Source organism: Leucobacter salsicius M1-8 (assembly GCF_000350525.1).
In the GTDB taxonomy this organism is placed as follows: Bacteria; Actinomycetota; Actinomycetes; order Actinomycetales; family Microbacteriaceae; genus Leucobacter; species Leucobacter salsicius.
The window spans coordinates 24,002-36,168 of the sequence record NZ_AOCN01000018.1; the positions used below are offsets into that span (position 1 = coordinate 24,002).

General features: G+C 64.9%; 16 protein-coding genes. 7 read left to right on the top strand and 9 right to left on the bottom strand.

Going from position 1 to position 12,167, the window contains the following annotated elements; translation table 11 throughout:
• Positions 1-8: 8 nt before the first annotated feature.
• A complete protein-coding gene (purD, locus tag C795_RS0107425; RefSeq protein ID WP_017793125.1) occupies positions 9-1,265 on the bottom strand; it encodes a phosphoribosylamine--glycine ligase in 1,257 nt (418 codons plus the stop codon).
• A 22-nt stretch (positions 1,266-1,287) separates the two neighbouring features.
• Here purD and C795_RS0107430 point away from each other — a divergent pair, with 22 nt between their 5' ends.
• The 4 genes from C795_RS0107430 to tatA are packed head-to-tail and all read left to right on the top strand — an operon-like array spanning position 1,288 to position 2,620.
• Complete coding sequence (locus C795_RS0107430; protein WP_026139520.1) at positions 1,288-1,653, top strand: sterol carrier family protein; 366 nt, start codon at positions 1,288-1,290, stop codon at positions 1,651-1,653.
• A gap of 31 nt (positions 1,654-1,684) precedes the next feature.
• Complete coding sequence (locus C795_RS0107435) at positions 1,685-2,086, top strand: hypothetical protein (protein WP_017793127.1); 402 nt, start codon at positions 1,685-1,687, stop codon at positions 2,084-2,086.
• A gap of 52 nt (positions 2,087-2,138) precedes the next feature.
• On the top strand, positions 2,139-2,306 hold the full coding sequence (locus C795_RS0107440) for a twin-arginine translocase TatA/TatE family subunit (RefSeq protein ID WP_017793128.1): 168 nt from the start codon (positions 2,139-2,141) through the stop codon (positions 2,304-2,306).
• A gap of 47 nt (positions 2,307-2,353) precedes the next feature.
• Entirely contained in the window at positions 2,354-2,620 is a 267-nt protein-coding gene (gene tatA / locus C795_RS0107445; protein ID WP_017793129.1) for a twin-arginine translocase TatA/TatE family subunit, read from the top strand.
• 96 nt (positions 2,621-2,716) lie between these two features.
• Here the strand turns inward: tatA and C795_RS0107450 are convergent, their stop codons facing one another.
• Both C795_RS0107450 and purF read right to left on the bottom strand, forming a co-directional pair.
• Positions 2,717-3,253 carry a hypothetical protein gene (locus C795_RS0107450; protein ID WP_157487024.1) on the bottom strand — a complete coding sequence of 179 codons (537 nt, stop codon included), beginning with the start codon at positions 3,251-3,253 and terminating at the stop codon, positions 2,717-2,719.
• 137 nt (positions 3,254-3,390) lie between these two features.
• Positions 3,391-4,851 carry an amidophosphoribosyltransferase gene (gene purF, locus C795_RS0107455; protein ID WP_017793131.1) on the bottom strand — a complete coding sequence of 487 codons (1,461 nt, stop codon included), beginning with the start codon at positions 4,849-4,851 and terminating at the stop codon, positions 3,391-3,393.
• Positions 4,852-4,966: 115 nt separating this feature from the next.
• Between purF and purM the strand changes: the two genes are divergently transcribed.
• A complete protein-coding gene (gene purM / locus C795_RS0107460; RefSeq protein ID WP_017793132.1) occupies positions 4,967-6,076 on the top strand; it encodes a phosphoribosylformylglycinamidine cyclo-ligase in 1,110 nt (369 codons plus the stop codon).
• Positions 6,077-6,168: 92 nt separating this feature from the next.
• Here purM and C795_RS0107465 read toward each other — a convergent pair whose 3' ends face one another.
• From C795_RS0107465 to C795_RS0107480, 4 genes are all read right to left on the bottom strand, one after another.
• Positions 6,169-6,768, bottom strand: coding sequence for a CG0192-related protein (locus tag C795_RS0107465; protein ID WP_017793133.1), 600 nt, complete (start codon positions 6,766-6,768; stop codon positions 6,169-6,171).
• Between the two features lie 45 nt (positions 6,769-6,813).
• The gene (ispF, locus tag C795_RS0107470) at positions 6,814-7,281 is read right to left on the bottom strand and encodes a 2-C-methyl-D-erythritol 2,4-cyclodiphosphate synthase (protein WP_017793134.1); all 468 of its coding nucleotides are present in this window, start codon (positions 7,279-7,281) and stop codon (positions 6,814-6,816) included.
• A complete protein-coding gene (ispD, locus tag C795_RS0107475) occupies positions 7,278-8,030 on the bottom strand; it encodes a 2-C-methyl-D-erythritol 4-phosphate cytidylyltransferase (protein ID WP_017793135.1) in 753 nt (250 codons plus the stop codon). Before ispD ends, ispF begins: the two co-directional genes overlap by 4 nt.
• A gap of 108 nt (positions 8,031-8,138) precedes the next feature.
• Positions 8,139-8,624, bottom strand: coding sequence for a CarD family transcriptional regulator (locus tag C795_RS0107480; RefSeq protein WP_017793136.1), 486 nt, complete (start codon positions 8,622-8,624; stop codon positions 8,139-8,141).
• 167 nt (positions 8,625-8,791) lie between these two features.
• Between C795_RS0107480 and C795_RS0107485 the strand changes: the two genes are divergently transcribed.
• A complete protein-coding gene (locus tag C795_RS0107485; RefSeq protein ID WP_017793137.1) occupies positions 8,792-9,379 on the top strand; it encodes a hypothetical protein in 588 nt (195 codons plus the stop codon).
• 62 nt (positions 9,380-9,441) lie between these two features.
• Here the strand turns inward: C795_RS0107485 and C795_RS0107490 are convergent, their stop codons facing one another.
• Positions 9,442-10,137 carry a response regulator transcription factor gene (locus C795_RS0107490; RefSeq protein ID WP_017793138.1) on the bottom strand — a complete coding sequence of 232 codons (696 nt, stop codon included), beginning with the start codon at positions 10,135-10,137 and terminating at the stop codon, positions 9,442-9,444.
• Positions 10,137-11,363, bottom strand: a complete 1,227-nt coding sequence (locus tag C795_RS0107495; protein ID WP_017793139.1) for a sensor histidine kinase — start codon at positions 11,361-11,363, stop codon at positions 10,137-10,139. Before C795_RS0107495 ends, C795_RS0107490 begins: the two co-directional genes overlap by 1 nt.
• A 162-nt stretch (positions 11,364-11,525) precedes the next feature.
• Here C795_RS0107495 and phoU point away from each other — a divergent pair, with 162 nt between their 5' ends.
• On the top strand, positions 11,526-12,167 hold the full coding sequence (gene phoU, locus C795_RS0107500) for a phosphate signaling complex protein PhoU (RefSeq protein ID WP_017793140.1): 642 nt from the start codon (positions 11,526-11,528) through the stop codon (positions 12,165-12,167).

The following is a 12,167-nucleotide window of genomic DNA, read 5'->3' on the forward strand; positions in this document are numbered from 1 at the left end:
ACGTCTCGCTACTTGACTACGCGCGCAGCGATGTCGGTGCGGTGCTGCGAACCCTCGAGTGAGATGTGGCCCACGGCCTCGTACGCGCGTGAGCGTGCCTCGGCGAAGTCAGCGCCGCGGGCGACAACGCCCAGCACGCGACCGCCGGTCGACACCCACGAGCCGTCCTCGCCGCGCTCGGTTGCCGCGTGCACCACGTGCACGCCCGCAACGGCCTCGGCCTCGGCGAGCCCGGTGATCTCGCGGCCGGTGGCAGCGGTCTCGGGGTAGCCCTCGCTCGCGACCACCACGATCACGGCTGGGTCGGGCGAGAACGTCGGGGCCGGCAGATCGGCCAGGCGGCCCTCGGCCGTCGCCAGCAGGTACTCGCTCAGCGGCGACTCCATACGGGCGAGCACGACCTGCGTCTCGGGGTCACCGAAGCGGGCGTTGAACTCGATGACGCGCACGCCCTTCGACGTGACGATCAGGCCGCAGTAGAGCAGCCCAACGAACGGGGTGCCCTCTGACTCGAGCTGACGCACGGTGGGAATTGCGACGTCGCGGGTGATCTCCTCGACGAAGTCGTCGGCAACCCACGGCAGCGGCGAGTACGCGCCCATGCCGCCGGTGTTGGGGCCCTCGTCGCCGTCGAAGATGCGCTTGTAATCCTGCGCGGGCGACAGCGGCAGCACGTTGTGGCCGTCGGCGAGGAAGAACAGCGACACCTCCTGGCCGTCGAGGAACTCCTCGACGAGCACGTCACCCTTCGGAGCCCAGGTCGCGACGTGCTCGAGAGCGGCGTCGCGGTCGGTCGTCACGAGCACGCCCTTGCCCGCCGCGAGACCGTCGGCCTTCACCACGTAGGGTGCGCCAAACTCGTCGAGCACGCCCGCCGCGTCAGCGACCGAGGTCACCTGCACGGCGCGGCCCGTTGGCACATTGGCCTCGTCCATGATCCGCTTGGCGAAGGCCTTCGAGCCCTCGAGCGCGGCGGCGGCCTGATCCGGACCAAACACCGCGATGCCAGCGGCCCGCAGCGGATCGGCTACGCCAGCGACCAGCGGAGCCTCGGGCCCGATGATCACGAGATCGAAGCCACGCTCGGTCACGAACGGCGTGACCGCGGCGGGGTCGGTGTAGTCGAGCGCAGCGACCTCGACACCGCTTGCGGCGACGCCCGCGTTTCCGGGTGCGCAAACGATCTGGTGGTCAGCTGACTCAGCGAGAAGGGCGAGGACGATGGCGTGTTCGCGGGCACCCGGCCCCAAGACGAGGATTTTCACGGTCTCAGCTTATCCTGGGGGCGTGGCACGACGAAGAATTTCAGACGAGGACGGCTTGGCGGCAGTGGCAATTGTGCGGGCGGGTGGTGCCGCGAGGCCCGCCAAGGCGACCGCGGTGCGCTACCTGCTCGAGGAGCTCGCCGCGATCGCGCCCGGCAATACGGTCGAGGTGCGCGTGCCGCCCTTTGGTGCGACGCAGTGCGTCGAGGGCCCGCGGCACACGCGTGGCACCCCGCCCAACGTGGTCGAGATGGACCCCGAAACCTGGCTGGGGCTCGCGACCGGCGAACTCACCTGGGACGCTGCGGTCGACGCGGCCCGCGTCACTGCGTCCGGATCCCGCGCGACCCTTGAGGGCCTGCTGCCAATACTGCGCCCCCGCGACTGATCTTCAGCTAGGGCCTGCGAGAATAGAGACCATGAACACCCCTGATCCCGTAGCAGGAGAGCCGCTCGAGGAGCCCGTGCAGCCAGATCCGGCGCTTGCCGCTGACGCACCGGCACCCGATGCTGCCGAGCCCGCACCCCATGTGCCGGTCGTGAGCAAGGTCGAGCGCGAGGTCACCCTCGTGCGCGGCGTGCGATACGGCCGCATCATCATTTCCTTCGGGATTGCGGGCGTCATTGTTGCCATGATGGCCAGCCTGATGATTCCGGTAGCGGCCGATGCAAACTACACGATCGGTCAGATCATCGGGTTCATGGCGCTGATCGGCGGCGTCATCGGGCTCGCAGTCGGCGGCATCGTGTCGGTGATTTTGGGTGCGGTTGCGAAACGGCGCACCGGCACCGGCGTGGCGATCCAGACTGACGTGCGATAATCGCGTCATCTATGTAGATCGGAGCCCACTGATGCTTGGAAACTTGAGCGGCATGCACATGCTCGCCATCCTGTTTGTAATCCTGCTGATGTTTGGTGCACCGAAGCTCCCCGGCCTCGCAAAGAGCCTGGGGCAATCGATGCGCATCCTGAAGAAGGAAGTGAGCGGCGAGACCGACGAAGCGGCTCCCGCTTCGAACGACCCGACGCTTCAGAAGTAAACTGCCTGTCATACTGACCTGACGCCTACGAATCGGAGTTCACCCGAATGTTCGGAAATCTTTCCGGCCCCACGCTGCTGGTAATCCTGTTTATCGTTCTGCTGTTGTTTGGTGCACCCAAGCTTCCCGGGCTCGCCAAGAGCCTCGGCCAGTCGATGAAGATTCTGAAGAAGGAGGTTCGCGGCGACGACGCGGACACCGCTTCATCGGATTCTTCTAACACGGCCGCAACGGCGACCAAGACGGCGCCGGCGCCGGAGCCCGCCGCTGAAGCGAAGCCCTCCGATACCGACACGGGTAACGACAAGCCGTAATTTGCATGCCGCAGTTCGCAGTGTTGCGAAGAGGCGGCGAAGCAGCAGAGGGCCCGGGTTCCGTTGGGAACCCGGGCCCTCTGTGTAATCGGAGGCCTACAAGGGGCCGAGCGTATGGATCGCGAGCGGGTTACCGGTGGAAGCCGGTATCTTGATTTGGCTGAAGCTTGGGGTGCCCGGATCAATGATGATGACACCAGGTAGTTCCACCACATACTGGGCCGAATGACCGGGCACGGCCCGGTCAGGCAACAGGTATGACTCGATCGTGACGCCGTTGGGAGCATCAGAGGTTCTGGCCCCGACGCCCTCAGCGTTAAATCGCTCCGGCGTTGTGCACACGCCGCCCATGGTGCTGCTCCCACCGAGTTCGTACCAGTAGCAAACGTCGCCGCCTTGGTTACGGGCGACCCAATACGTACCCTGTTCACCGGTGCCGAGCAACCGAAGTGAGCCGAGCACAGCAAGATCCGGAGCCGCGTTTGCGCCCCAGGCTCCTCCCAGAGCGGGCAGCACGACGAGAAAGAACGCGAGCGCCGCGAGCGCCGCGACGAGCGTGCAGGCAAGGATGATGGCGAGCGGGCCGCGCTTCGCAATTACTTGTGTGATGTAGACAACCATGGGAACGCTCAAGATTCAAGGAACCGTCGCCATCATGGTGCGCGATCCACTGAGCCGCGGCGCTCAGGCAAAAAGAAAGCCAGCCAGCAAGGCCGATCCGAGTGGATCGACCTTGCTGGCTGGCTGCCGTAAAGTATCGGCTTGCGACTCTAGCTCTGCTGAGTCGCTTCGACCCAGGCGAGGTACTCGGGAGTGATGTTTCCGGCGACGTACTCGCCCGTAAAGCAGCTCTCCTCGAGCTTCGTGACGGCCTGCTGGCCCGAGAGGATCGCGCGGTTCATGCCCTCCACCGTCTGGTAGAGGAGACGATCGCTGCCCATGGCCGCGTTAATCTCCTCATTGGTGCGGTTGTGGGCGATCAGCTCTGCACGCGTGGGCATGTTGATGCCGTAGACGTGCGGGTAGAGCACGGGCGGGGCAGCGGAGGCGAAGGTGACGCTGTTCGCGCCGGCAGCCCGTGCCATCTCGATGATCTCCTTCGACGTCGTGCCGCGCACGATGGAATCGTCGACGAGCAGCACGTTCTTGCCCTTGAACTCGACGCTCATCGTGTTGAGCTTCTGGCGCACGCTGCGCTTCCGCACGGCCTGGCCGGGCATGATGAAGGTACGGCCGACGTAGTGGTTCTTGAAGAACCCCTCGCGGTAGTCGATGCCCAGCTTGTGCGCGAGCTGCATCGCGCTGGGGCGGCCCGACTCCGGGATGGGCATGACCACATCAATGTCGCCGAGAGTGATTTCGCGCTCGACCTGCTCAGCGAGTGTCTCGCCCAGACGCAGACGGGTGTCGTACACCGAAATGCCACTGAGGACCGAGTCAGGGCGGGCGAGGTAGATGTACTCGAACGCGCAGGGGTTCAGCTGCGGGTTGGCCGCGCACTGGCGCGAAGTCATCGTGCCGTCGCTTGCGATGAAGATCGCCTCGCCGGGAGCGACGTCGCGCACGATTTCGTAACCGCCCGACTCCAGCACGAGCGATTCGGAGGCGACGATCCACTCGTCCTTGCCGTTAGCAGCATCGCGGCGGCCCAGTACCAGCGGGCGAATGCCAAATGGATCTCGGAAGGCGAGCAGACCGTAACCCGCGATCAACGCGATGGAAGCGTACGAGCCCTCGACGCGCTCGTGAAGGCGAGCAACGGCCGAGAAAACCTGATCTTCATCGAGCTGAGGGCCCGTCATGCCGGCCTGCAACTCGTGCGCGAGCACGTTCAACAGCAGCTCAGTGTCTGAGTGCGTGTTGAGGTGTCGGCGGTCGACGTTGTAGAGCTCAGCGTTGAGTTCACGCGTGTTGGTGAGGTTGCCGTTGTGCACCAGGATGATGCCGTAGGGAGCGTTGACGTAGAAGGGCTGTGCCTCCTCCTCGCGATCGGCGTCGCCGCGCGTCGCGTAGCGAACGTGGCCGAGCCCGACGTTGCCGGAGAGCTGGCGCATATCGCGGGTGCGGTACGCCTCACGCACCTGACCCTTCGCCTTAACCATGTGAAAGAAGTCCCCGTCGAGCGTCGCGATGCCCGTCGAGTCTTGACCTCGGTGTTGAAGAAGCAGCAAGCTGTCATAGACCTGCTGATTGACGTGCTCAGTGGAAACGATGCCGACGATGCCGCACATGCTGTGGTGTTAGCTCCCTGCGAGATGGGTAGTGCGAACAAATTTGCCCGCAGCTTCTAGTTTCTCACACGCAGCCCGGGGCGCGAGCAATCAAGGAGCAGGGTACTCTTGACGTGTGACCGAAAACACCTCGATCTATGCCCAATCCGGAGTGGACACCCAGGCGGGTGACCTCGCCGTCGAGCTCATGAAGTCGGCCGTGGCGCGCACGCACGGCCCCGAGGTACTTGGGGGTGTCGGCGGCTTTGCAGGCATGTTCGATGCTTCCGCGCTCCTCGGCTACAAGCGTCCGCTGCTGGCCAGTTCGACCGACGGTGTCGGCACCAAGGTTGCGATTGCCCAGGCGATCGACAAGCACGACACCATCGGCCAAGACCTCGTCGCCATGGTGGTTGACGACATCGTCGTGGTGGGCGCAAAGCCGCTCTTCATGACCGACTACATCGCCTGCGGCAAGGTTGTGCCGCAGCGCATTGCCGACATCGTGCGCGGCATCGCTGAGGCCTGCGAGGCGACCGGGACCGCCCTCACCGGCGGCGAGACGGCCGAGCACCCCGGCTTGCTTGGTGTCGACGACTACGACGTTGCCGGTGCTGCAACGGGCGTGGTCGAGGCTGACAAGATGCTGCACCCCGGTCGCGTGAATGACGGCGACGTCGTGCTCGCAATGGGGGCCTCGGGCCTGCATTCGAACGGCTACTCCCTCGTGCGCCACATTCTCTCGGAGAAGGGCATCGGCTACGAGCAGCACAGCAACGAGCTGGGCACCACTTACGGCGAGGCACTGCTCACCCCGACGGCGCTGTACACGAGCCCGCTGCTGCGCGTGCTCGAGGATCCGGCTCTCGACGGCGCAATTCATGCCCTCAGCCACGTCACGGGTGGCGGCATCGCCGCGAACCTCGCGCGCGTGCTGCCGAAGGGTGCCTGGGTTGAGCTCGAGCGCTCGACCTGGTCGCCGCTGCCCGTCTTCCGCCACCTTGCAGACCTGGGCGGCCACACGCTTGAGTCGCTCGAGGGCGCATGGAACCTGGGTGTCGGCATGTACGCCGTGGTCGACGGCGCGAAGGCGCAGCACGTTGCTGCCGCGCTGACCGCTCAGGGCCTCGACACCTGGGTCGCGGGTCAGATCTCGACCTCCGAGCGCGACTTCACCGGCTTCGAGCAGGGCGCCAAGGGCGTTGACGGCGGCGCAGTGCGCCTCGTCGGTTCGTTCGCGGCCTAACCCGCTCACCACACAAGATCCGGATCCCTGGCGTACTGCCGGGGATCCGGATCTTGTGTTTTCGGGCCCGAGAGCTGCCCGAGAAGTGGCGGCTACTTCTCCTCGAGCACCGCGAACAGCGCCGGGAACTTCAGCCCCGCCCAGGTGCCGCGCAGCACCCAGCCGTAGGGGGAGTCGGGGTTGGCCCCGGCGAGCTCGCGCAGCACCGTGAGGTCACCGTGTTCGGGTACCTCTTGGCCGAGCGTCGAACCGGCTGATCCCGAGCCCCACACCTTGGCCGAGCTTTCGCGCGGGGTAGTCTCGCCGTCGGGAGTCTGCGACACGAACTCTGCCGCCTCGCGGCCGCCGGTGGCGATGGTGTGAATGAGCGCCGTGCGATACACGGGATCGCCGGTTGCATCGTAGAACCAGCGCGTGCCGAGGACGCCGTGCTCGACGGTGCCCACCAGGTAATCGTCGGCGCCGGCAAGCTCCGCCCCGCGGTACGTGAGCGGCACGTGGTACACCGTGTCGTCGCCGGCGGTGAGTATGTGCCCCTCCATGCCAACCTCGCCGTCGGGGTCGTCGAAGCGGTACGCGCCGATCGAGGTCAGCTGTGAGGCGTCGCCGTGAAACCAATCCTGGGTGGGCAGCCAGCTCGCGAGCAGTTCAAGCTTCGAGGGACGCAGTGTTGTGGAATAGATCAGAGCCATACCGCGATCCTATGGCTCGCACCCGAAAAGGTCCCAGCGGCCGCGTTAGGCGCGCTCGATGAGAGCGTTTGCGATCACCGCGATGCCCTCGCCGCGGCCCGTAAAGCCGAGCCCGTCGGTGGTGGTGGCAGCGAGCGACACCGGCGCCCCCACGAGCTGGGTCATGACGGCCTGAGCCTCGTCGCGTCGCGGCGAGAACTTGGGTCGGTTGCCGATGACCTGCACCGACACGTTGACCGGCCGCCAGCCAGCGTCTGCGAGTCGGGCGAGCGCGAGTCGCACGAACCCGGTGCTCGCGGCCCCCTCAGTCCCGGGCTCGTCAACGCCCACGAGGCCACCGATGTCTCCGAGGCCTGCCGCCGACAGAAGCGCATCGACCACGGCGTGGCAGACCGCATCGCCGTCGCTGTGCCCCGAGAGCCCCGGCTCACCCGGCCAATCGAGCCCTGCGAGGCGCAGGGGAGACGCTGCGTCGTAGGCGTGAGTGTCAAAGCCCGTTCCGATCCGGATCATGCGCCACCGCCCAGGCCCGCAGCGTTCGCGGCGAGAAAATGCTCGAGCACCGGCAGATCGGTGGGGGAGGTGAGCTTGTGGGCCTGCATCTCGCCCGGCACAGTGTGCACGACGCCGCCCTCGCGCTGGACGACCTCGGCGTCGTCGGTGGGCAGCTCGCCGTGCAGCTGTGCGGTCGCGTGCGCCGCCTCGAGGAGTTCGCGCGGAAACCCCTGGGGGGTCTGGACGGCAACGAGTGACGAACGATCGACGGTCTCGTGCACCACGCCCGCGGCGTCGACCCGCTTGAGGGTGTCGACGACAGGAAGCGCGGGAATCACTCCGGCTCCCGTGCGGACCACCTCTGCGATGACCCGCTCGAACAGTGCGGCACTCGCAAACGGACGTGCCGCATCGTGTACGAGAACGGTGTCGATCGACTCGCCGAGAGCTGCGAGACCGAAGCGCACGGACTCGTGACGTTCGCGACCGCCAGGCACCACGGACACCTCCCAGAGCGAACCCTCGGGAAGCACCGCGTCGGCAATGTCGAGCGCTTCGACCGCGTGGGACTCGGGGGCGACGATCACGAGCTGCCCGGGGTGCGGCAGTGAGGTGATGACCGCGGTGCTGAACTCGAGCAGTGTGCGGCCGTGAAGTTCGTAGAACGCCTTGGGTACGTCAGCCCCGAGGCGTTCGCCGCGCCCGGCGGCCACGAGTACGACGCCGAGTGAGGCGAGCGAATGTGGGGTGTGCTCCGTGCTGCTCATACGTCCCAGGGTACCCGCGTGGGGTGCAGCCGTGGCAACGCACAAGGTCGAGTCAAAACAAAAGGCGCCCCGCGTTGTTGCGGAGCGCCTTTTATGAAGTGAAACAGGTTACGACGTCAGTACCTGATCGAGTACTGCGCCAGCCTTTTCTTCGTCGGTCTTCTCGGCGAGCGCGAGCTCGGAGACGAGAATCTGACGGGCCTTTGCCAGCATGCGCTTCTCGCCAGCTGACAGCGAACGCACCTCCTGGTCGCGACGCCACAGGTCGCGAACGACCTCAGAAACCTTGATCACGTCGCCAGAGGCGAGCTTCTCAAGGTTTGCCTTGTACCGGCGTGACCAGTTTGTGGGCTCCTCGGTGAACGGGGCGCGCAGCACCTCGAATACCTGCTCGAGACCCTCCTGGTCGATGACATCACGAACGCCCACGAGATCACAGTTCTCGGCCGGGACCTCGATGGTTAGATCGCCCTGGTTGACCTGCAGCTTTAGGAAGAGTTTTTCTTCTCCGCCGAGCTTGCGCTTCTTTACCTCGATGATCTTGGCGGCACCGTGGTGGGGGTAGACAACAGTCTCTCCGACCTCAAATTGCATTGAGTGGCTCCTTTACAGTCCAACCACTAGAATACCACACCTGCCACGGATGAGTTAGGCTTACCTAAGCTGCGCTCCTGTGAGGGGCCTGGTTAAGATGTAATCAAACCGTGTTTGCGGCTTGCCGTTCACGGCGTCGAACCTGACCCACGTCTCGGAGGACCACCTTGAAGATCCGGATCGCCTCATCCATTGCTCTCGCTGCTGCGCTTGCGCTCGGCGCGACTGGATGCAGCCTGATCGCGCCCCAGGGCACGACCGTCCCTTACGCACCCAGCGACGGCCGAGATGTCAACGTCGAGGGCATTGATGTGCGCAACATCCTGCTCATTGCAGACGAGACCGGTGAGAACTTCAACGTGGTGTTTACCGCGGTGAACCGCACCGGTGCCGAGCAGGACATTGCCCTGAGCTTCGTCGCTGCAGACGGCGGCCGCGCGAACGCCAAGTTCACGGTACCCACCGGCACCACCAAGTTCGGCAACCCCGACGGTGAAGTCGCTCCCGTGCTCGTGAGCGTTCCTGGCCTCACCGCCGGCGCCACCGTCACCACCTACTTCCAGCTCGCTGACGCACCCGAGGTGCAGCACGACGTGCCGGTACTCGACGGCACGCTCGTTGAGTACCGCGACTACGTGCTCCCGGCTGGCTTCTCGACCGAGGACGCATCACCGGCCGAGAAGAAGATCGTTGCTGAGGACGATGAGGCGATGCAGTCGAAGATCGGCGACGACATCGAAGAGTCCGCAAACTAACGCACTCTCACCCACAAGAATCGCCCCGGGCCTTGCGGCCCGGGGCGTTTTTGTGTTCGTGACTACGCGAAGCGATAACCCACTCCGCGCACTGTGGAGATGAGCTTCGGCTGCGAGGGGGATTCCTCGATGCGCGCGCGGATGCGCTTGATGTGCACGTCGAGTGTCTTCGTGTCGCCGTAGTAGTTGCTGCCCCACACGCGATCAATGAGCTGGCCACGGGTGAGCACTCGGCCCGAGTGACGCATGAGAATCTCGAGCAGTTCGAACTCGCGCAGCGGCATTGCCGTTTCCTCACCGCGCACGAGCACCGTGTGGCGTTCGACGTCGAGCTTGATGCCGAGCTCATCGAGCACATGGGAGTCCTCGGGCTCCTCGGGCTCGGGGGTGGTGCTCGCCCCGCGACGAAGCGCAGCACGCACGCGCGCCAGTAGCTCGCGCGTCGAGTACGGCTTGGTGATGTAGTCGTCGGCCCCGAGTTCCAGGCCTACGACGATGTCGATCTCACTGTCCTTCGCCGTCAGCATGATGATGGGCACCTGCGACGACTGGCGAATCGTGCGGCACACCTCGGTGCCCGGCATGAGTGGGAGCATCAGATCGAGCAGGACCAGATTGGGTGCGAGCTCTTCAAACGCGGTCACTGCTGCAGCGCCGTCACCCGCCACCGACACGCGGTAGCCCTCGCGCTCGAGCAAAAATGCGAGCGGCCTGGAGATCGACTCTTCGTCCTCGACGAGGAGAATGTGCTGAGGCACTAGCTGTTGTCCTTTCGATCGGCATCGCGCGGGGTGCGTTCGCCTTCGGGATTGGCATTGAACGCGCGCTTGACTTTCTTCTTTGCGCGCTTGCGACGGTCTTCTGACGGTTCGTGGAGTGGGAACGTGAGGGAAAAACTCGACCCGACGCCGGGCTGCGACCACACATCGACGTCGCCGCCGTGCGCGCGCATCGTGTGTCGCGTGATGCTCAACCCGAGGCCCGTACCGCCCGCGTCGCGGCTGCGGGCCTCGTCGACGCGATAGAACCGCTCAAAAATGCGCGCGAGGTGCTCGGGGGCAATTCCCTCGCCCTGGTCGGTGACGGTCACGACGAAGTGCTTCTTATCAAAGGCCATTCCTACGCCCACGCGTTCCTGATCCGGGGAGTGCCGGATCGCGTTGCTCAGGAGATTGGCCACTGCGGCTGCTAGCGCCGTCGGACGCCCCATGAGGCTCGCATTGCGCTCGCGATCCCGATCGTCAGTAATGACGAGCGTCACGCCACGTTGCGAGGCGAGCGCGCGATGCGCTTCGACTTCGCTGCGTACAAGCTGCCGAATATCAATACGCTCGCGGTCTTCGGGCCGAAGGGCCGACTGGGCCTCCGAGAGCTGAATGATGTCGCGCGAGAGATTACCGAGTCGGCGTGACTCCTTGACGAGCGTGCGCGAGAACTCTCGCACCAGCTCCGGATCATCCGCGGCCTGCTGTACGGCCTCCGCGAGGAGCCCGATCGCGGCGATTGGGGTCTTGAGTTCGTGGCTCACGTTCGCGATGAAGTCGCGACGCATCGCGTTCACACGTTGTTCTTCACCGAGATCCTCAGCGAGCACCACGACAAACCGGCGCTGCAGCTGAAACAGATGTGTCCGCACGTTGTCCGTCGGGTCATTGGGATCTGGCTCGTGGGTGTCGGGAACCCCCGATGACATTACACGGCGTACCCGCGCCAAGAAGGAGGGGTCGCCGAGCTCATCATCGCCAATATTGCGTTCTTGACGGGCCGTCGGATTGGCATACACGGTTGTCAGCGATGAGTCGAGAATGACAGCGAATGAGTCGATCTCGTCGAGCAGCGTGGTGACGACTTCGGGGAGCTCGGGACGCATGTGCGCTGACCTAAGTTGGCCGGCTCGGCGGGCCCCAATAATGCCTGTCGTGGCGCCGATGCCGATAGCGGCCCCCAGCGCGGTTCCAGCAAGCACAAGGGCGGTGGGATCCATGTCTCTCATCGTAGAGGGCGGGGTGAGTGAGAAAGGTGAAGTTCAACCGTTGTTCACCTCCCGGTGCGGTACGGTTTACCCGACTCGATCACACTTGTGGGGGTGGCGTGTTCTTGCGATAGGTCGCGAGCTCGACCGCCACACAACTTGAAAGGAATACGAATGCGCGAGGTATTTCAGCAGTCGCTGCGCGAGGTGCAGGAGCGACTCGTGAAGATCGCCGAACTCGTCGAAGAATCTATTGATGACGCAACGGGGGCTTTCGGGGGATCCGATGTAGCTCGTGCCGAGCGCGTGATCGATGGCGGCGATCGGATCGAGGTGCTCGTTGCCGAACTCGACCAGCTTGCCATCGACATTCTTGCCAGGCAGCAGCCCGTCGCATCGGACCTGCGGCTCGTCGTCGGCGCCCTGCGCATGAGCTCGTCGCTCGAGCGGATGGCCGACCTGGCACAGCACATTGCGCAGCTTGCGCGCTACCGCTATCCCGAAAGCGCGATCCCCGCGGGGCTGACGAAGACGTTTGTGCGTATGGGGGCCCTCGACGTTCAGATGGCTGGCCTGATCGTGGAGTTGCTGCGCACGCAGGAGTCCGACGTGATCGACCAGGTGCGCGATCTCGACGACGATCTTGACGAGCTGCACGCCAAGGTCTTTGAGAAGGTGCTGAGCGACAAGCTCGCAAACAACCCGACCGGTGTGGTCGATGCGACGCTCGCGAGCCGATACCACGAGCGCTTCGGCGACCACGCGGTGGGCGTCGCGAAGCAGATGCAGTACTTCCTGAGCGGTTCGATCGACTAG

Bases quoted from the DNA above. Each gene is read 5' to 3' on its own strand.
- C795_RS0107440 (WP_017793128.1), top strand. From the start codon at position 2,139: ATGCACATGCTCGCCATCCTGTTTGTAATCCTGCTGATGTTTGGTGCA.
- ispF (WP_017793134.1), bottom strand. From the start codon at position 7,281: ATGATCCGGATCGGAACGGGCTTTGACACTCACGCCTACGACGCAGCG.
- phoU (WP_017793140.1), top strand. From the start codon at position 11,526: ATGCGCGAGGTATTTCAGCAGTCGCTGCGCGAGGTGCAGGAGCGACTC.
- C795_RS0107495 (WP_017793139.1), bottom strand. From the start codon at position 11,363: ATGGATCCCACCGCCCTTGTGCTTGCTGGAACCGCGCTGGGGGCCGCT.
- C795_RS0107480 (WP_017793136.1), bottom strand. From the start codon at position 8,624: ATGCAATTTGAGGTCGGAGAGACTGTTGTCTACCCCCACCACGGTGCC.
- purF (WP_017793131.1), bottom strand. From the start codon at position 4,851: ATGTGCGGCATCGTCGGCATCGTTTCCACTGAGCACGTCAATCAGCAG.
- ispD (WP_017793135.1), bottom strand. From the start codon at position 8,030: ATGAGCAGCACGGAGCACACCCCACATTCGCTCGCCTCACTCGGCGTC.
- tatA (WP_017793129.1), top strand. From the start codon at position 2,354: ATGTTCGGAAATCTTTCCGGCCCCACGCTGCTGGTAATCCTGTTTATC.
- C795_RS0107465 (WP_017793133.1), bottom strand. From the start codon at position 6,768: ATGGCTCTGATCTATTCCACAACACTGCGTCCCTCGAAGCTTGAACTG.
- C795_RS0107435 (WP_017793127.1), top strand. From the start codon at position 1,685: ATGAACACCCCTGATCCCGTAGCAGGAGAGCCGCTCGAGGAGCCCGTG.